At 50.0% G+C, this 22,117-nt stretch carries 24 protein-coding genes and 1 pseudogene; 22 read left to right on the top strand and 3 right to left on the bottom strand.

Going from position 1 to position 22,117, the window contains the following annotated elements; translation table 11 throughout:
- Positions 1-5 precede the first annotated feature (5 nt).
- The 11 genes from VAE48_RS11765 to VAE48_RS11715 all read left to right on the top strand — a co-directional run bounded on the left by VAE48_RS11765 (position 6) and on the right by VAE48_RS11715 (position 10,082).
- Positions 6-791, top strand: a complete 786-nt coding sequence (locus VAE48_RS11765) for a DUF2085 domain-containing protein (protein ID WP_322793522.1) — start codon at positions 6-8, stop codon at positions 789-791.
- Positions 784-1,470, top strand: a complete 687-nt coding sequence (locus tag VAE48_RS11760) for a response regulator transcription factor (protein ID WP_322793521.1) — start codon at positions 784-786, stop codon at positions 1,468-1,470. Before VAE48_RS11765 ends, VAE48_RS11760 begins: the two co-directional genes overlap by 8 nt.
- A 12-nt stretch (positions 1,471-1,482) precedes the next feature.
- Entirely contained in the window at positions 1,483-2,565 is a 1,083-nt protein-coding gene (locus VAE48_RS11755) for a sensor histidine kinase (protein ID WP_322793520.1), read from the top strand.
- Between the two features lie 312 nt (positions 2,566-2,877).
- Positions 2,878-3,600, top strand: coding sequence for a hypothetical protein (locus VAE48_RS11750; protein WP_322793519.1), 723 nt, complete (start codon positions 2,878-2,880; stop codon positions 3,598-3,600).
- 2 nt (positions 3,601-3,602) lie between these two features.
- Complete coding sequence (locus VAE48_RS11745; RefSeq protein ID WP_322793518.1) at positions 3,603-3,992, top strand: zinc ribbon domain-containing protein; 390 nt, start codon at positions 3,603-3,605, stop codon at positions 3,990-3,992.
- Between the two features lie 208 nt (positions 3,993-4,200).
- On the top strand, positions 4,201-6,369 hold the full coding sequence (locus VAE48_RS11740; RefSeq protein ID WP_322793517.1) for a copper-translocating P-type ATPase: 2,169 nt from the start codon (positions 4,201-4,203) through the stop codon (positions 6,367-6,369).
- A 187-nt stretch (positions 6,370-6,556) separates the two neighbouring features.
- On the top strand, positions 6,557-7,000 hold the full coding sequence (locus tag VAE48_RS11735; RefSeq protein WP_322793516.1) for a PCYCGC motif-containing (lipo)protein: 444 nt from the start codon (positions 6,557-6,559) through the stop codon (positions 6,998-7,000).
- Positions 6,978-7,460, top strand: a complete 483-nt coding sequence (locus VAE48_RS11730; RefSeq protein WP_322793515.1) for a cupredoxin domain-containing protein — start codon at positions 6,978-6,980, stop codon at positions 7,458-7,460. Before VAE48_RS11735 ends, VAE48_RS11730 begins: the two co-directional genes overlap by 23 nt.
- A complete protein-coding gene (locus VAE48_RS11725) occupies positions 7,457-8,800 on the top strand; it encodes a 4Fe-4S binding protein (protein ID WP_322793514.1) in 1,344 nt (447 codons plus the stop codon). The genes VAE48_RS11730 and VAE48_RS11725 overlap by 4 nt, the downstream gene beginning before the upstream one ends.
- A complete protein-coding gene (locus tag VAE48_RS11720; RefSeq protein ID WP_322793513.1) occupies positions 8,797-9,795 on the top strand; it encodes a c-type cytochrome in 999 nt (332 codons plus the stop codon). The genes VAE48_RS11725 and VAE48_RS11720 overlap by 4 nt, the downstream gene beginning before the upstream one ends.
- Entirely contained in the window at positions 9,792-10,082 is a 291-nt protein-coding gene (locus tag VAE48_RS11715; protein WP_322793512.1) for a hypothetical protein, read from the top strand. Before VAE48_RS11720 ends, VAE48_RS11715 begins: the two co-directional genes overlap by 4 nt.
- 761 nt (positions 10,083-10,843) lie before the next feature.
- Here VAE48_RS11715 and VAE48_RS11710 read toward each other — a convergent pair.
- From VAE48_RS11710 to VAE48_RS11700, 3 genes are read right to left on the bottom strand one after another with little or no spacing between them, the layout of a single operon-like run.
- Positions 10,844-11,206: an EamA family transporter gene (locus VAE48_RS11710; protein ID WP_322793511.1), complete on the bottom strand. Its 363-nt coding sequence runs from the start codon at positions 11,204-11,206 to the stop codon at positions 10,844-10,846.
- A 48-nt stretch (positions 11,207-11,254) separates the two neighbouring features.
- On the bottom strand, positions 11,255-12,664 hold the full coding sequence (locus VAE48_RS11705; protein ID WP_322793510.1) for a sensor histidine kinase: 1,410 nt from the start codon (positions 12,662-12,664) through the stop codon (positions 11,255-11,257).
- A 6-nt stretch (positions 12,665-12,670) separates the two neighbouring features.
- Positions 12,671-13,360, bottom strand: a complete 690-nt coding sequence (locus VAE48_RS11700; protein ID WP_322793509.1) for a response regulator transcription factor — start codon at positions 13,358-13,360, stop codon at positions 12,671-12,673.
- A 201-nt stretch (positions 13,361-13,561) separates the two neighbouring features.
- Here VAE48_RS11700 and VAE48_RS11695 point away from each other — a divergent pair, with 201 nt between their 5' ends.
- The 11 genes and pseudogenes from VAE48_RS11695 to VAE48_RS11645 form a co-directional block, all read left to right on the top strand.
- On the top strand, positions 13,562-14,980 hold the full coding sequence (locus tag VAE48_RS11695) for an efflux RND transporter periplasmic adaptor subunit (RefSeq protein WP_322793508.1): 1,419 nt from the start codon (positions 13,562-13,564) through the stop codon (positions 14,978-14,980).
- Positions 14,977-15,732 (top strand): ABC transporter ATP-binding protein, encoded by a 756-nt coding sequence (locus tag VAE48_RS11690; protein WP_322793507.1) that lies wholly within the window; start codon positions 14,977-14,979, stop codon positions 15,730-15,732. The genes VAE48_RS11695 and VAE48_RS11690 overlap by 4 nt, the downstream gene beginning before the upstream one ends.
- Positions 15,729-16,964 carry an ABC transporter permease gene (locus VAE48_RS11685; protein ID WP_322793506.1) on the top strand — a complete coding sequence of 412 codons (1,236 nt, stop codon included), beginning with the start codon at positions 15,729-15,731 and terminating at the stop codon, positions 16,962-16,964. Before VAE48_RS11690 ends, VAE48_RS11685 begins: the two co-directional genes overlap by 4 nt.
- Positions 16,965-16,983: 19 nt before the next feature.
- Positions 16,984-17,673, top strand: coding sequence for a hypothetical protein (locus VAE48_RS11680; RefSeq protein ID WP_322793505.1), 690 nt, complete (start codon positions 16,984-16,986; stop codon positions 17,671-17,673).
- 127 nt (positions 17,674-17,800) lie between these two features.
- Positions 17,801-18,331, top strand: coding sequence for a DUF4405 domain-containing protein (locus tag VAE48_RS11675; RefSeq protein ID WP_322793504.1), 531 nt, complete (start codon positions 17,801-17,803; stop codon positions 18,329-18,331).
- Positions 18,332-18,340: 9 nt separating this feature from the next.
- Positions 18,341-18,778, top strand: a complete 438-nt coding sequence (locus VAE48_RS11670) for a hypothetical protein (protein ID WP_322793503.1) — start codon at positions 18,341-18,343, stop codon at positions 18,776-18,778.
- A 228-nt stretch (positions 18,779-19,006) separates the two neighbouring features.
- Entirely contained in the window at positions 19,007-19,252 is a 246-nt protein-coding gene (locus tag VAE48_RS11665; RefSeq protein ID WP_322793502.1) for a CopG family transcriptional regulator, read from the top strand.
- A gap of 13 nt (positions 19,253-19,265) precedes the next feature.
- Positions 19,266-19,853 carry a hypothetical protein gene (locus tag VAE48_RS11660; RefSeq protein ID WP_322793501.1) on the top strand — a complete coding sequence of 196 codons (588 nt, stop codon included), beginning with the start codon at positions 19,266-19,268 and terminating at the stop codon, positions 19,851-19,853.
- A gap of 190 nt (positions 19,854-20,043) precedes the next feature.
- Positions 20,044-20,556, top strand: coding sequence for a hypothetical protein (locus VAE48_RS11655; protein ID WP_322793500.1), 513 nt, complete (start codon positions 20,044-20,046; stop codon positions 20,554-20,556).
- Positions 20,553-21,893 (top strand): hypothetical protein, encoded by a 1,341-nt coding sequence (locus VAE48_RS11650; RefSeq protein WP_322793499.1) that lies wholly within the window; start codon positions 20,553-20,555, stop codon positions 21,891-21,893. The genes VAE48_RS11655 and VAE48_RS11650 overlap by 4 nt, the downstream gene beginning before the upstream one ends.
- Before the next feature lie 11 nt (positions 21,894-21,904).
- A pseudogene (locus VAE48_RS11645) lies at positions 21,905-22,117 on the top strand (hypothetical protein); the annotation flags it as partial.

Genomic DNA, 22,117 nt, shown 5'->3' with positions numbered 1-22,117 from the left:
GGCAAATGTTTCCCCTACTATATGGATTTGGGATCGGTAATGGGAAAATCCTTCAAAAAAGCCTCAATGTGATGAGAGAATTGCAGACAGAATCTTTACTGCACAAGATAGTTGGAACCCTGTTCAACCGTTGGTATGAAATTTTTATCTTTTTCTACGGTGGCTGGGTGTTTGCTCCCTTCCTTGCACCCCTTCTAATGAAATTGGGCTGGAACGAAGCCGGGAAATTTGTATATTGGGTGTATTCATTTTTCTGCCATCAACTTCCGCAACGTTCTTTTTTTCTGTTTGGCGAGAAACCGATGTATTCGCTTGTCGAGATTCAAAGCGCATGGCATAATACCTTTGATCCTTTCCTTCTTCGTCAATTCATCGGCAATTCACAGATGGGATGGAAAGTTGCCTGGTCGGATCGCATGGTTTCGTTTTACACAAGTATTTGGTTTTTTGCCATACTATGGTATCCACTTCGAAGAATACTTAAACCAATTCCATGGTGGATGTTCTTTTTACTTTTCATGCCTCTAGGAATTGATGGGACAACCCATCTAATCAGTGATTTTGCCGGTATCGGCAATGGATTCCGAGACTCAAACGAGTGGCTGGCTAATCTCACCAATCGTTCTTTTCCATTGTCATTTTACAGTGGAGATGCGTTTGGTTCTTTCAATTCCCTGATGCGATTGACAAGCGGAATCTTGGCAGGGTTTGCCATTGTATGGTTGCTTTTTCCCACCGTATTTCTATTCCGAATCAATCTTAATCAATTGAGCAATTTGAGTCATGAGTGAGTCAACCGGGACTTCCAAAACTCTGATTCGTATTCTATTGGCCGATGATCATCACATTGTTCGAGCTGGCATTCGTCAACTTTTAGAATTGGCTGAAGACATGCAAGTGATTGCCGAAGCAGGAGACGGCGAAGAAGCCAAAACTCTCATTCGGGATAACCAACCTGATGTTGTAGTACTGGATATTCAAATGCCAAAAAGCAGTGGAATTGAAGTTACCCGTTGGGTACGAAAAAATTTTCCGGAAGTGGGTGTTTTGATTCTGACCGCCTACGATGATGATCCGTACGTGATGGCTGTATTGCAGGCAGGAGCTAACGGGTATATTCTCAAAACCGCGCAGGCAGAAGAGTTAATTCAGGCTGTACGCGATGTTTATGAAGGTAAATCAGCGCTGGCCCCAATCATTCAAAAAAAATTGATGTCGAATATTTTTTCCAATGAGAAGAAATTGGTAGAACCACTAACCGACCGCGAATTAGAAATTTTACGACTGGTGGCTATGGGATATACAAATAAGGCCATTGGTGCTCATCTCGGTATCAGTGATCGCACGGTTCAAGGCCACCTTGCCCATATTTTTGCAAAACTGCAAGCGGCCAGCCGAACCGAAGCCGTAATGCGCGCTGTATCGCTGGGCTTGATTTCACAAGATATTGGAACAATGACAAACGAATAACACGGATTCAGCATGGTTAATGATTCTAATAACTCCAATCGTCTGAGCTATGTTCTCAGGCAAAGTTTAACGCTGCGGAAGATTGCCACGATTATTTTACCTCTAACACTGATTTCGGTGATCATCGCGGTGGTCAGTGTGGTTGCACATCAGTGGGAAATGCGCTTGCATCTCTCCGAAGAAGATTATCGAATTGCGACCGACCTGGCTCTGGAATTGACTTTGGTTGCTCCTCTGGTATTGATTCCACCTTTGCTGTTCTCGGTTGCCGCCCTTTGGTTCACAACCAGCCAAATCATCCAACCTTTACAAAGGTTGGAATCTCAAGCAGCGGCTTTGGCATGGGGAAACTTCGAAGCCATCCAAAACCCTGTCGGTGGAATTCCAGAAATCAAGCATCTGCAACTGGAATTGGCGGAAATGGCACGAAAACTAAAAACCGCTCAGGAAGGTTTACACGATTACATTGGGGCAATTACCAATGCCCAAGAAGAGGAACGTGCCAGACTGGCGCGCGAATTGCATGATGACACCATCCAATCTATCATTGCTTTGAAACATCGCGTTGCCCTGGCTCAAAAATCTGTTTTTAACGAACAGGGGAAACAATCCCTCAAGGAACTAGAATTGCTGGCTGAACAGACCATTGACAATCTTCGCCGTCTAACTCGAGGACTACGCCCCATCTACCTTGAGGATTTGGGGTTGGTAACTGCGCTTCACATGTTAACCCGGGAAATCGAGCAAAGTAATCCAATTCAGGTAGCTTTTCATCTAAATGGAAAAGAACGACGCTTGCCCTTTGAGATTGAATTATCCCTCTATCGTATTGCGCAGGAAGCACTCAACAACACGATCAAACATTCAAATGCCCAAATCGCCAGTTTGACTATCTCCTTCTCCGATTCCGAAATCGTCCTGGAAATCAGTGATAATGGCCGGGGGTTTAACGTGCCACAAAGTCCAACTGAGTTTGCCACACAAGGTCATTTTGGACTGCTTGGTATTTACGAACGCTCTATTTTGATCGGCGCCCAATTAGAAATTCGTTCTTCAACCGGTAGCGGCACTCTGATTCGGGTCAGGCTAACGTGATTAGAGTTAGTTTTTGGCTTTTATAAAAATTAGCTGTTTGCCTGTTTTGAAGTGAGTAGACTCAATGTCAATAAATTGCCATAGGCAAAACTGCCTATGGCATATAAGGTCTTTTTGCGCTTACAGAAAGAAAGATCTTGTTCGAAAATACCGCTAATGAGTTATTGCTTACAACCAACTCATTGAAAAATGCCAGAAAGGGGCATCAAGTGAACTTGCGTCACAACGCCAGTAAAACATTATATTCAACCAATTGCTGGTTGAGTTCTTGACTAATTTTGTAACCTGCTCCATCGGAAAGGAGATGCAACAATGAAATGGGTGTTAATTTGGGCGACAATCATAGTTGCGGCAATTTTGTTCGGTTTGACGCTTGCATGGGGCTGGAATCAATTCCAAATCACGGGCTCGCCTTTTAATATGTTCGGCCTTTGTTCATCTGGGTGGACTGACGGTAATGATTTTTTCAGGATGGGGCCGGGAATGATGAATTTCGATGATTATCGCAGGCGGAACGGTTTTGAAGAAGGTCGTTTATCGTCGGAGGAGATAAATGCTGCTGTCGAACAATATCTGACTGCATTAGGTAATCCCGATTTGAAACCTGGCGAGATGATGGAATTTACTGAGAACTTTTACATCGCGGTAGTAGAAGACAGTAGCGGAATTCATGCTTTTGAAATCCTTGTTGATCCCCAAACAGGCGCTGTATATCCAGAGCCGGGGCCGAACATGATGTGGAATCTCAAATACGGTCATATGAATGGGATGATGGGCTTCAGAATCACGCAGCCGCAGAGTGAAATGCCGATTGACATGAGTGAGGCCGTGAATCTGGCGCAAACGTGGTTGAATGAAAATATGCCGGGCATGGCAATCGAGGAGGAAGGCGATCAATTTTACGGTTATTACACCCTCCATGTCATCCAGAATGATCGAATTTACGGTATGTTGAGCGTGAATGGTTATAACGGGCGGGTCTGGTATCACAACTGGCATGGGAATTTTATCTCTATGAAAGAAATGGAGGAGTGAACATGAAAAAAATCAATTGGGTTATGCTTTTGATTTTCTTTGTTGTGATGGGGTTGGCCTTTTTAGCTGGTGTCATGATGTTCGGATTTTCGAGAAATGGCATTTCCGGTTTGTTTTTTATGCCCGGCATGCAAGGGGGAGTACCCGGTTTCGGTGGTCATATGGGATGGGGATTTTCCCCGCTAGGATGGTGGATTATGGGATTTGCGATGCTTTTTATGTGGCTCATACCTGTTGGGTTGATTGCCTTGGTCATTTATGGAATTGTGGCTCTGGTTCGGGGTACTGGGCATTCTTCTACACCCCTTACCCAACACACCTGCCCCAATTGCGGAAAATCCACTCAGGCTGATTGGCTGACATGCCCCTATTGCGGGACTGCCCTTAAGTAATCCGGCATTATCCCGCAGGGGTAGTTATCATTGCGCTACAAATACCTATGGTATGAAAGGTATTTGTAGCGTTTGGCGCAAAATGCGCAATTACCTGTCCTCTAAGTACAGTCGGTGATACATTTACTAGACCATCATCTATCTTGTAAATGGGCTGAACAGGATAATTTTCATGGTGTTTTCTTTGACCGAAGAAAGGAGAACAAAAATGACCGATGACACCAAAAAACAATTTTCTCATGAATTGAATGGAGAGGGTCATTTAAAACCCTCGGGTCACACTATGGAGGATGAGTACGCCAATCAAGGCATTTCCCACCATTCTGTTCACAAATTAGAAAAAATTCAGCCTGAACATTTTCAGAACCACCATCCTCAAGATGTAAAGGAAAATCACACCCACCATGCCGACCATACCGGACATGAGCAGATGTTTCGGACTCGCTTTTGGGTGAGTTCCCTCCTTAGCTTACCCGTATTGCTTTTCAGCAGCATGATACAGAGATGGTTCGGATTTAGTCTGCCGTCGTTTTTTGGAAGCGAATGGATTCCTTTTCTGTTCTCTACAATAGTTTTTATCTATGGGGGAATTCCTTTTATAAAATTGGCTATTCCTGAATTGCGAAATCGCAACCCCGGCATGATGACCCTCATCTCGCTGGCAATATCTGTGGCTTTTGTTTACAGCGTGGCAGCGCAGTTGTTCAATATTGGAGAGGTCTTTTTCTGGGAATTGGTGACATTAATTGACATCATGCTTCTGGGTCATTGGCTTGAAATGAGGAGCATTCGTCAAGCATCCGGTGCATTAAGCGAGTTAGCAAAATTAATGCCCGATACTGCCGAGCTTGTAATAGATGAGAATGGCAATACACAAATTCTTCCTGTTGATGCACTTAAGTTGGGAGATGTCGTACTTGTTCGCCCAGGTGCCACCATTCCTGTTGATGGCGAGGTGATAGACGGAGAGTCAAGCGTCAACGAAGCAATGATTACGGGTGAATCAAAACCCGTTGATAAGGCAGTTGGTTCAAAGGTCATCGCAGGGACTCTCAACGAAGATGGCAGTTTGCGAATACGAGTCACCGCCACTGGTGAACAGACTGCCTTAGCCGGTATCATGCGTCTGATAGAACAAGCGCAAAAGTCAAAGTCAAAAACCCAATTGCTTGCCGATAAAGCAGCAGGATGGTTGTTTTATATAGCCTTAGGTGTTTCCGTAATCACTGCTGTTGGTTGGACTATTGCGGTTGGTTTTAACATTGAAGTCCTAAAACGGGTCGTAACTGTATTGGTGATTGCCTGTCCGCATGCGTTGGGTCTGGCTGTACCGCTGGTTGTTGCAATTACCACATCCATCGCGGCGAAGAATGGAATTTTGGTTCGCGATCGTCTTGCCCTAGAAGCAGCCCGAAATATTGATGTAGTTATTTTTGACAAGACCGGTACTTTGACAGAAGGTAAATTTGGAGTGGTCGGAATTTCCACCGATGGTTGGCAAGAAGATAGTGCACTGGCTTTGGCTGCCGCGATTGAGAGCGACTCAGAACATTTGATAGCGCGTGCCATACGTAATGAAGCGGAATCTCGTCATATTGCCTTGCCGACTGTCAGCCAATTCTCGGCACTCAAAGGCCGCGGCGTTCAAGCCATCTATGAAGGCAAACCTGTCTACGTGGGCGGGCCGAGACTATTGGAAATGTTGGGGCTTTCCCCTTCCTCATCACTGACTGCTTTTGCAAATGAAGCAGGTCAAAAATCTCAATCGGTGGTTTATCTTATCGTTGAAAAACAAGTTGTTGCAGCGTTTGCGGTAGCCGATGTAATCCGTTCGGAAAGTAAAGTTGTTGTAAACCGCCTCCATGAAATGGGCATTGAAGTAGCCATGTTGACCGGTGACAGTCAGCTGGTGGCAAAGTCTGTTGCCGCTGAGTTGGGGATTGACCGTGTGTTTGCCGAAGTCCTACCCGAACATAAAGAACAAAAAGTTGCCGAATTGCAATCTCAAGGAAAACGGGTTGCCATGGTTGGTGATGGAGTCAACGATGCTCCGGCACTCACTCGTGCCGATGTGGGAATTGCCATCGGTGGGGGTACCGATGTTGCCATCGAGTCGGCCGGTTTGATTCTGGTAAAAAGTAATCCTTTGGACGTGGTGAAAATTATCCAATTGAGCCGGTCCAGCTATAACAAGATGGTACAAAATCTTTGGTGGGCAGCCGGTTATAACATCGTCGCCTTACCTCTGGCGGCAGGAATTCTTGCGCCTTGGAACATTTTTCTTTCTCCAGCGATTGGCGCCTTGTTAATGTCGCTCAGTACAATCATCGTTGCGATCAATGCTCAATTTTTACGACGAACTGCCCTTATCACCTAAGGGTGTGGAATTTATTGCATCCAACCATAAGGTTCCCAATCCGGGGAATTTAATCACTCGATTTAGTGACATCTATCATAAGCAGAATGGCGCATGATTCTTCCCGCTATTCTGCGCTGTGCACCTTGCTAAAAATTCGCTAGGATTGGGGTGTTCATCCTCTGAGTGCAAAAAACAGGTGTAAAGAATGAAAACACAACTGCATTGGCACTGGACGATCTTCGGTGTTTTGCTAATTAGTAGTTTGATCTCGGCGTGTTCGACGACAACCGGGAATCGGGATCAGCTTGAAATGGCTCCCTTGTCTCAAATGCCCATGGAGGTTAGAAATGCGCCATTGGCGGTTCAGCATGCTTACCGTTTCGCAACGGCGAACCCCGATTTGATGAAGCAAATTCCATGCTATTGCGGATGTGGTGCAATCGGCCACACCTCCAATTATGACTGTTATGTTTCGGAAGTAAATTCAAATGGTGAAATAATCTTTGACAATCATTCGCTTGGTTGTTCCATTTGTGTGGATATTACCCAGGATGTGATGCGGTTACTAGGAGATGGGAGTACTCCGCAAGAAATCCGCAGTTACATTGACATCACGTATTCGAAATATGGAACACCAAATTTACCCTGAGAAAATCAAGTCAATAATGTTGTTGACTTTTTTTGTCATTGCGGTGCTTTTGGTGATTCTGGTTCCACTCCCCATTGCTCATCCACCATCACAACACCGATATTTTGTCATTGAAGCCCGACAGTTTGCTTATTCTCCTGCCGTGCTGCAGGTTAACCCCGGTGATACGGTTACCATCAAGCTGGTGAGCAGCGATGTGGTTCACGGGCTTTACGTGGATGGGTACAACGTTTCTGTCAAAGCCGATCCTGGACAAAGCAAAAGTCTGACGTTCATCGCTGACAAGTCCGGTTCCTTCCGTCTGCGATGTAATGTGGCTTGTGGAGCGATGCATCCATTTATGATTGGCAAGCTTGAAGTGGGCTTTCATGAATGGCTTTTCCGGTCTATAGGGTTGGCAATTCTAATGAGTGGTGGGGTTTATTTCAATCTAAGAAAAAATAAAAAACAGGCATTATGACCAGGATTGACATAACCCAGAATCTAACATTGAAAAAACTTTTGAAGGGCCGTTATCTGCAAACGGCAATTCAAATCATCATGTTGATGGGATTTGTTTTTACCATTCTGGCAGGATTTCTTGGAACACCTGTGGGCAGCCATAATTTTGGTTTGATCTTTGTATGGGTTGCCTGGTGGGCGCTCCTGATTTTGGTGATTGTGCCTTTCTTTGGGCGTAGTTGGTGTGCCATCTGTCCTATCCCATTGGTTGGAGAATGGCTTCAGCGTGGCGCAATTCTAGATCCACTTCCGAAACGTCCATCATATATTCCTCGAAGGATTCCGAGAATTTTCCGGAATATCTGGTTGCAAAACATTTTCTTCATCGTACTGGCCTTATCCAGTAGTGTTTTGCTTACTACTCCCAGGTCCACAGCCTTGGTGCTGTCTGGAATGTTTGTAACTGGTATTCTGTTGACTTTTTTATTTGAGCGACGTACTTTTTGCCGTTTTTTATGCCCCCTGGGTGGATTTATTGGCTTGTATTCTCAAGTTGCTCCATTGGAATTGCGGGTGAAAAACAAAAAAATTTGTTCGACATGCAGAGAGAAACCTTGTTATAACGGTTCATCCTCGGGTTTCGGTTGCCCATGGGATACCTTTCCTACCGCATTAAGAAAGAATTCTTATTGTGGTTTATGCATGGAATGTTTGCGTACCTGCCCGAATGAGAATATTGCCGTGAATATCCGACCTTTTGCATCAGACTTGAATACTCCCTTGCGTCGGGTAGACGAGGCTTTCAAAGCCTTTATCATGGTGGGTTCAGCAGTGGTTTATGCGGCCGTTTTTCTTGGACCCTGGGCAAACTTAAAAGATGCTGCTTATTCCATTGGTAGCCTGGCCTGGTTTGTTTATTCATTGGGGTTTCTTCTAATTACTGTGGTGCTGTTACCGGGTTTATTTTGGATTTCAACACGCTATACGCAAAGAGATGATACTCGTCAGCAGATGGGTAAAACAGAATTCGCTGCTCTGTCTACCACTGTGATACCCCTTGGTTTGATGTTCTGGATTGCATTTACATTATCCTTTTCTATGACGAATGTTTCCTACATTCTGGTCACCTTATCTGACCCTTTGGGTTTGGGTTGGAACCTATTTGGTACAGCCAATATTGCCTGGCAACCTATACTGACTTCCCTCCTTCCTTTTCTACAGACGGTTATATTGTTAATCGGGCTGGTGTGGTCTGCCGGTATTGCTAAAAAAATTACCGAACCAATGGGTGTTTCGGCTTTTCCGATTATTGCTTATGGTTTCGGTGTCACAAGTTTCATGATGTGGTTGCTTCTATGAGTAAAATGGAAAGAATTTTTCGTTGGCTGGTTGTCACTGTTCTGGTATTAACAACTGGTGTGACTATCTTTTTCTGGTCGAAGGCATCTCTAATTCATGCCCGCATACCGGAAAAAGGAGGCTGGTCGCCGAACATTATTAAAGCTCAAGTGGGAAAACCCCTGAGCTTGAAATTTACCTCAGATGATGTAGTACACGGTTTTGCGGTTGGGCAACTTCCGCTGCCGGAAGTGGAGATTTTGCCCGGCAAAATCAGTGAGATAACCCTCACTTTTGACAAACCGGGTACATACACTTTCTATTGCACCAAGTGGTGTGGTGTTAACCACTGGCGGATGCGTGGGATCATTGATGTTGAGGGAGAAAGAACGAGTGTTCAAACCGTTTCTCCTCCCCTTTATGTAAGTCTTAACCTTGATCTTGACGAGGAGCTCGAAGCTCCATCCGTTCCAGATGAAACACCCTCTCCTATTCGTGGTAAAGAACTGATTCAGCGAATTGAACTGGATGACCAGCTGATCTCTGCCGATTATTACCGAAAACACTCGCCCTATCAGGTATTCGAAACTTTATCCTCCACGAAGTTATCCGAAAACGAACGATGGGATATTGTTGCTTACCTTTGGCAAACCAATACTACTTTGACAGGTCTTGAGACTGGTAGGGAATTGTATGCCCAAAACTGCGCTGCGTGCCATGGAGAAAACGGTGCGGGCGATGGCGTTTTTGCTGATGACCTGTTGAAGGCAGGACAACAGGCTGCTCAAACAATGAACGGCGAAAGGGAAATGGCAATGCAAATTCCCTCGGATTTTACCGACCCTCGGCATTTATTAGCAAACAGCCCGGCATACTTGCAGGGGAAAATTTTACGTGGGGGCATGGGAACAGGAATGCCAATGTGGGGTTCCATATTCACCGAACAACAATTATGGGACCTGGTTGCTTATCTCTATTCTTTTTATTTCAAGTATCCAAATAAGGAGGTGCAATGAGCAAAACATACCGAAAACCCAAACGGGTTCCTTTACACAAGCAAAAAACTTTATGGTTTTTTGCAGCCATCGGCGGGATATTGCTGGTGCTTGGAATGTATATCCTTGTAAGTCAGCGTGATGTTGCCGGGGGAATGCCCGAGATTATGGTAGATCGTCAAATGATTGATATGGGTTATCAACCTTTTGAAAAAAGGGTAACCTTCTCAATAAAGGTTACCAACACCGGAGATGGCACTTTGCGCTTTACCGAGGAACCCTATATTGAAGTACTGGAAGGGTGTTGACCACCCAAATTAACCATCGGTTCGATGGTACTCAAACCCGGTGAGTCCACTATTGTGCAATCAACGATATTCACAATGCATGAAGGTATGGGAGGTGCACATAATTTTGAAGTTCATCTACCAACCAATGATCCGTCCAATCCAGATGTTTTGGTGAATGTTCTGTCAGTGTGGGGACCATGATTTCCGCTATGAAAGTTGGCACAGATTTGATTTTTCTATAATAAACTACTGGTCTTTTTGACCACTGGTTTGATCGCAAAGGGCTGTCGGGAAAGAACAACCAGGCAGCCCTTTTATCATGCCGGGTGCAGCCATTGTTTGGCAGCGGTATAATCTTACTGCTGATGATCCGCATAATTCAGCCGAAACAGGAAAAGCAGGGGATTATCAATTTGTATTGCTATACAACACACACCAAAAAATTGTGTAAAAAAGGTGTGTCATGGTATTGGAACGAGAGCAGATCATTCTGGAGCAAGACCAGCACAGGCAGACCGCCCGCATTGCCGAGCAGGAAGGCTATGCCAAAGTCGTCCAAGAACTGGACCCCTCTATGATTGCCATCCCGCAAATGGAGGGAAAGTCACCCGCCAAAGCAGGCTTGGCGAGGAAGAGATTGCCTGCCTGTCCCTGTGTACCGCCGAATCCCACCAGCATCCCCAACCCGTACGATCACCATGTAAGACGGATATTGCTGTTGACCCGGTCAAGAATCGCCATTGCGATTCCTGCCGCAACCCGCACCATATCGAAAATTTCTATGGGCGAAGGATTTCGCCGAGGGAAATCCAAGCCATCAGGGCACTCAACATGGGTAGGTTTGCCATAATGAGCCTGCCTATGCTGGCGAAAGTTGTTACATAAGCATAAAACAGCAACCAGTCTCCCACCACCATCCCCACCGCTCTGGAAAGTCCTGGCCAGAACCAGCGATCCGGCGTTGCGTGAAAGGGGAAGGGGGTTCCCTGCAGAATCCAGTGAGTCAGCAGGATCCAGAGAACTGCAAAGAGCAGGCGAGCGCGGTTCAACACGCCCGCACCAACCCTGCGCCCTGCAAATATGTGAACGATGGAAGAAAAAGCCCAGAAAACCGATGTCAGCAGTGCCGCAATCTCGCCCATGAAAGATTCTCAATGCTCTTACGCTTCATCATAGAACAGGTTGAATGCTCAATCCAGAGCAGGAAATTCGAGGAAAATTGTGGTGCCCTTTCCCAGTTCCGACTCGGCGCTTACCTTGCCGCCCTGTGCCTCTACCAGCGCCCGCACGATGGCAAGTCCCAACCCACTACCTCCGCTTTCGCTGTACCGGGACGGATCAACGCGATGAAAGCGCTCGAAGATGTGGGGGAGTTCTTCAGCGGGGATCCCTGAACCGGTATCAGCAACTTGAAGGAGCACCGTTTTGCCGTCCATTCTGGCGCGCAAAGTCACTTTTCCCCCAGAGGGGGTGTAGCGCAGGGCATTGCTGATGAGGTTGTCCAGCACCTGCATCATGCGGTCCTCATCCACCAGAATCGAGGCAATGTGGTCCTTAGCATCCACGTTGAGTGTAATGCCCACCTGGCTGGCGTGATGCTGAAACAACTGCGCCGTGCGTTCCAGCAAGGCAAGCGGTTGTACCGGCTGAGGATGCAGATTGAGTTCTCCCGCATCGGCTTGCGAGAGCATCCGCAAGTCGTTGACCATCTTTTGTAAACGCTCGATTTCCTGATAGATCAGATCCAGTCGCTGCGGAGTGGGTTTAAGGACGCCATCCCGCATGGATTCGATGTATCCGCCGATGACCGTCAGCGGCGTGCGCAAGTCATGGGCGATGTCTGCAGTCATCTGACGGCGCAGTTGGTTGGCTCGGGCAATTTGCTGGCTCATTAAGTTAAAGGCTTGTGCCAGTTGTCCGATTTCATCTCTGGATCGTACCTCTACCTGCTGTTCCAGTTCTCCCTGTGCCATGCGGGTAGCGGCAAGGGTCAGGTCTTTGATGGGACGGGTCAGAGTGCGTGCCAGGAAAACACCGACGATCAGGGCAATCAGCAAGGCGCCAGCCCCACCGATTACCAGCGCCTGGTTAACTCGGCTGAGGAACCGGGCTTCTTCCGGGCGGAAATTAATCAGTCGTTGAGGAGAGAGGAGAACACCTACCGTTTGCCCGTCCACGGTGATTGGTGTGCCTTCTTCCTTCAACCGTTGTACATCTAGCTGGAAATCCTGTGGATACTCCGGAGCGCCGGACACCAGGACATACCCACTGGCATCCGCCAGACTGAACAATCCTCGACGCTCCCTCACCTGAGGGGGGAGGGGGTCACGATTTTCTCCCTCTCCGATGGGATGCTGCCATTCTTCCGGCAGGGTTTGGCGTTCCACCTCTCCCCAGTTCTGGCGGATGTCTTTCCATGAACCCTGAGTTTGGTAGTATTCGCTCAAAGCCTGCACCAGTTTGGTGCGTTGCTGGTCAATAACAAATTGCATCAGCCGGTCGGCGCTGGTGATGCGGATGAAAATGGCGAACAATCCGGCAGTGGTGAAGGCTGCCAGCAGGATTGCCAGAGAGAGTTTCCAGTAGAGCGAACGCATCATGATACATCAGTCCTGTTGTTTGCGAAAACGATAGCCCACCCCAAAGATGGTTTCTATATAACGGGGATTTTTGGGATCCGGCTCGATTTTAAGGCGCAAGTTGCGCACATGAACGTTGAGGGTGGTGTCAATCCCCGCGAAACCGCTGTCGGCAAGCATTTCGATCAGTTCTGCGCGGGTGTACACCCTTCCCGGCGAGCGCATCAAGGTTGCCAGCAGATCAAATTCAAGGGGGGTGAGGGACACGGGCTGCTCTTTCACCGTGACGGTGTGGGTGCCTTCATCCAGCACAATCCCCCCTGCCCGCAGGGTTTCCTGCCGGTGGGGATGTCCCTCTTGTCGACGGAGAATGGCGCGGATACGCGCTGCCAGTTCGCGCATGCGGAAGGGCTTGATGATGTAATCATCCGCGCCCAGATCGAGCCCAAGCACTGCATCCGTTTCTTCTTCTCGTGCCGTGATGATGATCACCGGCGTCTGGCGTTCCTGCCGGAATTGTCGCAGAAACTGGTACCCGTCCATGCGCGGCATCATGATGTCTAGCAGGATTAAATCGGGGTTTTCGTGACGTGCCAGATACAGGGCATTCTGCCCATCGGTGGTGGTGAGCACCCGGTAACCTTGTTCAGTCAGATATTCCTGCAGCAGTTGCCGCACGCTGGACTGGTCATCCACAACCAAAATGGTCTTGCTCATTCTGTCCCGTCCTATCCATCAATCTCAGTTGCTGCCAAAGATACCATACAGAAGTTTAAATCTGATTTAGTTGCAATTTAAATTTCAACAAGTTTTTCCTCTTTTTATACATCAAAAATTCATTTCTACTAAATCCATTCTAAATCTCTTCCGGCTATGATAAGGCGAAATTCAGCAACCTGAGGAAAGGGAGTAAGGACCATGAAGACCACGTCTCAAGGGAAGAAGAAGCGTCTTTCGCCATTCGTCGTTGGATTGTTTGTTGTGATTGTGCTGGCGCTGGTAGGGTGGGGATATTTTGCCTTTTGGGTGCCGCGAACCCAAACTGCCAGTGCCGGCGCTACCACGCAGACACAGACTGCGCAGGCACGCCGGGGGAGTCTCGTGGTTTCGGCTTCGGGCACCGGAACGCTCACCGCCGGAAAAACCGCCGAACTGGCTTTCCCGGTCAGTGGGACGGTGGGGGCGGTTTATGTCTCTGTAGGGCAACAGGTAGAAGAAGGGCAGGTGCTGGCTGAACTGGCAGATCGCACCTCGCTGGAAGCCGCCATGAAATCTGCCGAGGTGACCCTCTTGCTGGCACAACAGGAACTGGAAACGCTTAAAGCCAGCGCAGAAGAAAACCTGGCGAACGCCCGTCTGTCGGTTTCTGAAGCAGAGAAGGCTTTACAGACGGCGCAGGCATCGCTCAAGCAGTCAGGGCAGAGTCGTTGTTCTGAGGAAACCACGACGGCTTACTACGAAAGTTATCTCAAAGCCAAAGAACAATATGAGGATCTTAAATCCAGCGGTGCGGATTATCTAACTCGCGTTTTGCCTGCTAAACAAAGCATGGATCAGGCGTATGCCAATTACCGTTACTGCTCAGGATATTACGATTACGAGATTACCGCTTCTCAAGCGGAATACGTCATCGCCAAAGGCAATCTGGAAAAAGCCCAAGCCACGCTTGCAATTCTGGAAGCCAACAATGGGATAGATCCCACAACTCTGGCGCAGGCAGAGAGCAAGGTACTCAACGCACAGGTTGCCTTTGAGCAGGCGCAAAAGAACTACGAAGGGGCGATCCTGCGGGCGCCATTTGCGGGTACGGTGCTTTCGGTAGCTGGTGAGGCAGGAGACCTGACAGGCACGGCGACGTTCATTACCCTGATTGACCTGTTCCATCCGCTGGTGGATTTCGCTGTGGACGAGACCGATATGGATAAAGTGGCGGTAGGGTATCCGGCTGAAGTGGTCTTCGATGCTCTTCCGGATATTACCTTCCCTGGCACAGTTCAGCAGGTTTCTCCTAGTCTGGTCTCCGAAGGCGGCTACAAAGTGTTGAAAGGCGTTGTGGCGTTGGACTTGAGTAAGGTTTCCTTAAGTCAGCCCTTACTGGCTGGGTTGAACGCAGCGGTAGATATCATTGCTGCCCGTGCGGAAGATGCCGTGCTGGTTCCTTTGGAAGCCCTGCGTGATCTGGGTGATGGTACCTTCGGCGTATTTGTGGTAGGTACCGATGGCAAACCCCGTTTGCGGGTCGTAACCGTTGGAATTAAGGACGCAACTTACGCCCAAATCCTCGAAGGCATCTCGGTGGGTGAAGTGGTGACCACTGGCACTGTGGAGACAAAATGATGAGCGAGTCCGTTCCGATTATCCAGACCATACAACTGGTCAAAGTGTACGGTACAGGTGAAAACCGCGTGGCTGCCCTGGATGGAATTGACTTAAGAATCGACTCCGGTGAGTTCGTCGCCATCATGGGACCGAGCGGTTCTGGAAAGAGCACCCTGCTCAATATCCTTGCTTGTCTGGATCGTCCAACCGAGGGACAGTATATTCTGGCAGGTGAAGATGTCAGCGACTATAACCGCGCGCAACTGGCGGAGATTCGCAGTCGGCAACTGGGGTTTGTATTTCAGTCTTACAACCTGCTTCCCCGCCTGACGGCGTTGGAAAATGTCATCCTGCCATTGCTGTACCGTCGGGATGAGCGTATGACCCATGCCGAAAGAGAAGAAAGAGCCCTTGCCGTTTTGGAAAGTGTGGGACTGGCAGATCGGGCGCATCATTATCCCAATCAGTTATCGGGCGGTCAGCAACAGCGGGTTGCCATCGCAAGGGCGCTGATCAATGATCCTCTGCTCATCCTGGCAGATGAACCTACCGGAAATCTGGATAGCCATGCCAGCGAGGAGATCATTGATCTGCTCATCAGCCTGCATCAGCGCGGGCGAACCATTGTCATGGTGACCCACGAACCGGATATGGCGCGCCATGCCCAAAGGGTATTGATGATTCGAGATGGTAAATTAGCCTCAGATCATAAGAATGGTTATCAGCGAGAAACACAAAGTCTGGTTTCCGTCGAAGGAAGGTCATCATGATGCTCAGTGAAGTGCTCAAAATTGCCTGGGGCAGTTTGATGGCAAACAAACTGCGCTCAATCCTGACCATGTTGGGAGTCATCATTGGCGTAGCGGCAGTGATTGTCATGGTTGCCATCAGTGCCGGCACCGAAGCCACTATTTCCGAAGCCATCAACGGCTTGGGAAGTAATCTGGTTTTTATCTCTTCAGCCTTCAGTCGGGGTGGTCCAACTGGCGGACCTCAGACTATGCGCGGCGGGCTGGTGTATGACGATATGACCGTCATCCGGGAACGCATCTCCGGAGTGGCTGGGGTGACGGTGGAACAGCAGACCAGCGTGACCATCAAGTACGAAAACACCTCACTTGAAAGCGTCATGATGGTGGGGGCAACTCCAGACTTTCCCACCGTTCGCGATGTGCGGGTGGCGCAGGGCAGGTTTTACAACGACACCGAACTGGAGCGTTCTTCTAAGGTGGTGGTGCTGGGAAAAACAGTTGCGGAAGAACTGTTCGGGGAAGGCGATCCGATTGGTCAGACGGTAACGGTCAATTCCATCAAACTTACCGTCATTGGGGTGATGGCAGAGAAAGGGCTGGTGGCTGGCGTGGATTTCGACCAGCAGATTTACGTACCCATTACGCTGGTGTTCAAGAAGTTCATGCCGGCGCAGTTTGCCCGCATAATGGGCGACCGGGTGCGCCAAATTATTGTCTCGGTGGACCCCAGCACCGATATGGATAAGGTCATTGAACAAATCACCCTCTTGCTGGCAAACCGCCACGAAGTCACGCTGGACTCTCTGGACTTTACCATTCGCACTCAGGCAGACATCATTGCCACACAGGAATCGACTACGGAATCGTTCCGCACCCTGCTGGCATGGGTTGCAAGTGTCTCGCTGATTGTGGGTGGCATTGGCATCATGAACATCATGCTGGTCAGCGTGACCGAGCGTACCAAAGAAATTGGTTTGCGTCAGGCGGTAGGCGCGGCTCCTGGGGATATTCAGGTGCAGTTTCTCATGGAAGCCTTACTGCTCAGCCTGATAGGCGGGTTGCTGGGGATTCTGGCAGGGGTTGGTGGTGCCTATTTGTTTGAGCGTTTGGGGGGGATGCGCACGGTGGTTTTGCCCTATTCCATTGGGATTTCGTTCCTGTCTGCGGCGCTGGTGGGCATTTTCTTTGGTTTTCTGCCTGCAAAGCAGGCTGCTGATCTAGATCCCATCGTAGCCTTGCGTCATGAATAACCGTATCTCTGGAGGAAACATGTCGAAAAATTGGTTTGTCTGGTTGGGTTTTGTTGTGGCTCTGGTAGTTGTCTTAAGTGCCTGTTCGGCAACCGGTGTGTCTTCGGAGCAGACAAGTGCTGTGCAAACGTCGCTTGCCGGAGGAAATGGAAATGTCGCCCAGATGACACTGGAAACGCGTCTGGCAGTGGGGATTCTGAAACTGGAAGGCAGTCAGTGGGCAATTACGGCTGAACAAGCACGGACTTTACTCCCGTTATGGAAAGCCGTGAAGACGCTTAGCGGCAGCGATACCGCCTCTGCAGATGAAATTCAGGCGCTCTATGAGCAGATTCAGGAAGCCCTGACCGCTGAACAAATTCAGCAAATTCAGGCAATGAGTCTCACACAGGACGATATCCGTGCCTTGATGGAGCAATATGGCATTTCGTTCAATGCTCCCATGGGAGGAGACGGAACTCTGTCGCAGGAACAGATTGCTACCCGCGTTGCCCAACGCGCTCAAAGTGGTGGTGGTTTTCCGGGTGGCGGTGTGCCGCCTGAAGGGGGATTTGGGGGCGCTGGAGCGCCGCCGGGAATGATGGGTGAATTTGGAGGGCAGGTTACACCCGATCCTACGCGCATGGCGCAGCGTCGCGGCTTGGGAATGAACCGGTTGTTCCTCGATCCGCTGATTCAACTGCTTGAAACCCGCTCCGCCAAGGGATGACCACCCCCGAAGAAATTAAGAGAATTTTTATCCAGAATTTCTTAAATCTGAAACAGTTCTACATGAAATTTAAATCTTCAACTTGTATGATGAGCCAAAACCTAATAAAAATTCAGGGGTATAAACCATGAACAAAATCAACTTTATTCTCGATTTGGGAATTTTTACCGCATTCCTTCTGGCGCTGGAACCTGAGGTTACCGGACTGGAAGTTCATGAGTGGCTTTCGGTAGCGCTGGCAGGCACCTTGATCGTGCATCTGCTACTCCATTGGGAATGGGTGGTTGGAGTTCTGAAGGCCTTCTTCCGCAAACTCTTCCACATCTCCCGGTTGAAGTTTTTAGTGGATGCGCTTTTGCTTGTGGCGATGGTTACAGTGATGGTGAGCGGTTTGATGATCTCACGGGTAATTTTCCCTGCCCTGGGGGTTTCCATCATGGAAAATCAGGACTGGCGCATCCTGCATTCGCTCTCGGCTGATCTGGTGTTGTGGTTGACCGCATTGCATTTTGCACTCAACTGGAAATGGGTGGTCGCCATGTTCAGGCGTTACATTGTTGCACCTTTTACTTCACTGCATCTTCGTGGCGCGAGTCCACAGACGCAACTGGTGAAGGTGGAAGTGGAACGAGTTCATAAATCCAAACTCACAAGATGAGGTAAAAACATGAAAGTGCTAAAGTGGATTGGAAAAATTCTGGTGGTACTGGCTTCGATTATCGTCATTGCTGGTGCGGTGATCTGGGTGGTCAATCGTGGTTGGGCAGGCTCCATACTCCGGGCAGGGCGACCAACTCTGCGGGAAGAATATCACATGCGTGGCTGGGATGGGGACGAGTTCAGGCGCTTTGATGACGCACCCAATTGGGATGGCGTGCGCCCCTTCGGCGGTCGGGAAGGAAGATTCCACGGCAGATCGGTTCCATTTGGGCTAGGCATGTTGCGGATTGCTTCTCGCCTGCTGGTGTTTGCGCTGGTCACAGCAGGGGTCTTTCTGGTTGGGTATCTGCTGGGAAAGCGCAAAAGGACTTCATCTCAGAAGATATCTTCGGGAGTACCGCCTGTGACTGTGACTGAAACACCGCCTTCCTCGCAGGGTGAATAATCACCCGTCCGTTAAGTCAATTCCCTCTTCTCTCCTTCGGAATACTCAGGGGTTGTCTGGAAAGAACAACCAGGCAGCCCTTTTATCATGCCGGGTGCAGCCATTGTTTGGCAGCGGTATAATCTTACTTCTGATGGTCCGCATAATTCAGCCGAAAGAGGAAAAGTAAGGAATTATTCCCTTTTTTGCTATACAATACACAAAAAAATTGTGTAAAAAAGGTGTGTCGTGGTATTGAAACGAGTGCAGATCATTCTGGAGCAAGACCAGCGCAGGCAGATTGCCCGCATTGCCGAGCAGGAAGGCAAATCCATCTCCGCGGTTATCCGTGAACTACTTCAGTTGGCGCTGAAAGAGCGGCAGAAGCAGCAGGTCGAACTGGCTGCTCCAATCCTTCAAGAGGATTACCGGAGCGCCCCGGAACTGACCGCTTTCACGGCACTGGACGGAGAGGATTGGGAGGCGGCGGGGTGAGGTCTGGGTAGATATGGCTGACATTACCCGAAAAGGTCTGAAACTGGCTGCAAAGAACCTGGCTTTTCTGCCGGTCAGGGTGGTGTTGTTTGGGCTGGAAGTCCTGCTGCGCCTGATGATTATCGCCGTCATCGTGTTGGTACTGGCACTCGGCGGGGTGGGCTGGTACTTCTACGCCGTTAAGTCCAATCAGCCGATGCAGATTGACCCACGCTTTGCCAAAACCCTGCCGCCGGAAGGGATGACCTTCCGGGAATTCTGGCAGGATCGCTTCGCCGGGTGGGAGAAGATTGACGAACGGGATTACCGTACCGGGAAGTCGAAAAGTAAGTCGCATTGCGCTGTAACTCAATTAGAGATATTTCCGGTTGCTCAAATTCTTGCTCCCTTCCTGCGGGTTTATGTCGTGCGTACCCAGCCTGGGACGGAAGAAGCCGAGTCGTGGATTAGGGGCATGGACGGAATCATCGCCCCGGACAACCTGAACTTTCTGGATGCCTGGTGGTGGCAGATCGAAAACGAGTCCTGGTGGTATTGGGTGGACAATCAAGCCATTTGCAAACTCCCGCCTCCGCAGCGTCCGGTGTCGGCAAGCCCTTGACCTTACAGTTTCGTAAGGCGCAAAAAATACCATTTGCGCACCAAAAACGAATTTGCTAGAATAATCGGCGAGGAACGGGGCATGCGGCTCCGAGGGCATGAGAAGCCCGAAACGTGAGAACGCTGTTTGTATTTAAGCGGCTCTCCCCAGTCAGGGAGAGCCGTTTTGCGTTACTAAACGGAGGTGTACTTTGGAAATCAAACTGTCAACCATCAAAAAAGCGTTGGTCATCCTTCTGGCGGTATTCGTCATCATCGCCGCCGTGCGCTTCGTCCTGCCGCTCCTGGGCGGTGATGTCCAGGCAGAAGCCGAACCCACACCCGTACCGGACGGGCGGGAAGCAGCCATCGCCGGGCTGACGGCTCTCTTTACGACCGATGTGACCACCGGCTACGATGCCTGGCTGCAATCGGTCTGCGCCGTTTCGACCGAAAACGGCTGCGCCTTTGCCGAACTGTTCACCAACTGGGACAGGGTGGTGGAGCAGAAGGTGCGCAGCGAATACCGGGTCCAGTCGGCAGAACTGTATCTGGACAAGGGCGACCGGCAGGTGTGGAAGGTGACGGGAACGATCCGCAACCTGAACACCGGCGAGGAGAAGGGCGGAGAAATCCCGGTACTGGTGGTGCGGGAAGGGGACGAGTGGAAATTCGACCATTTCCTGTTCGACCAGGAATTACAGGCGTTGGAGAATGAACCATGAAGCGAATCATCTACTTGCTCATCCTGTTCGTTTTGCTGTCCGTGTCCGTCCAGCCTGCTCATGCGGATTGGGGGGACTTTTTCGATGAGAACGGCAATCTCAAGCCCGGCGTGGTGGATTTGGGGCAGCAGAGAGTACCGGCGGACTGGATGCCGGACGTTCCCGGCTGGGTACCCGACTGGATCTATGACGGGGCTGCCACTTACCACATGTACGCCCTGCCGAGTGGGGAAACCGTGCTGCTGCCGTCTGCTACGACCCTGTTCTTCATGGTAATGAACCCCCGTGAATCGGGGCTGGTTAACGCCAATGGGCAAATCAACTCCGAGCTTGGGCTGCGGATTCAAGCCACCGGCTTAGTGGCTTCCGGGGCCAATGCGGGGGAAGTGATTGCCGCCCTGTTGGGGCAGTTTTTAAATGTCCCGTACACGAAGGAACTGGCGGATGCCGCCATCCGTGGCGAAAACGCCTGGTCTATGCTGAAAGAGGGTGACGCATTTAACATATTCAGGATTCTGCGAGATGCCATTACCCAAGACCGAAACAGTCTGTATCTCGCCATGTTTCTATACTCGTCCTGTCAGAACTCGCCGACCGGCTGTCCGCAGGCACTGATAGACGAACTGCTGCGGCGGGGCAACTGCCCGCCTTCCCTGTGTCCGGGCGGCAATCCAACGCCGGATCGAGTGGTGCAGAAATGCGGCGCTCCGACCGTGACCCAGGGCAGAATCAGCGCAACGGCGGTCAAGACCGCACCCAACTACGCCCTGGTGACCGGGCAAGACCCGGAAAAGCGGGGGGTGGATTTGCAATTCAGCCTGACCATCGAGCCGACCATCTATCGCTACTACACGCTGGAAGAACGCACGGAAATCAACAAACGCTGCGTCAATCCGCAGGGCAGTATCGTGGAACTGCCCCCGCCCATCGAGCAGAACTGCAAAGCACCCAACCGCTACATCGAGCAGGAAGAAGAAGTCGAGTACTGCGTCCTGCACGAGCAGACCTTTTGCGAGCAGGCACGGGTGCTTGCGTCTGCCAGCCTGAAAAAGTCCAGCCGGGACTGGATTTTGAACGACCTGGCACAGTGGTACCCGGGTGCAACCCTGATCCGCCCCGATTGGAACTGGCGTTTTGGGGCCAGCCAGGGCTGCGATGCGTCCAACACCTTCCGCTGGACGCTGGTACAGGAAAAGGTGCAGATTCGGGACCCGGGCTTTTATGCCATGAGCGTATCGGGCATAACCAGCGGCACGCCGGTATCCCAATCCCGTTCGTTTCAGATACCGGCAGGCGAATTTGACGCCTACCTGATGATGACCACCATCATCAAGTAAAGGGGTGGAGCGTGAATGTCGAAACCCTGACCCTGCCTTTCCTGTGGGTGCTGAACGGTCTGCTGGCGCTGGTCTGGCTGGCGCTGGACAACCTGGCGCTGGTACTGCTCATCCCGCTGCTGGTGTGGCTGTACCTGCTCATGGGTCAGCGGCTGCAAGAAGCGCAGGCCAGGCGGATGCGGCAGGTACTCATCCCCGCCGGTGGGCTGGCGCTGGCAGCCGTG

Source organism: Bellilinea sp. (genome assembly GCF_034432615.1).
GTDB lineage: Bacteria > Chloroflexota > Anaerolineae > Anaerolineales > Anaerolineaceae > Bellilinea.
Note: the sequence above shows the minus strand (reverse complement) of the source record. Positions and strands in the feature narration are given on the sequence as shown.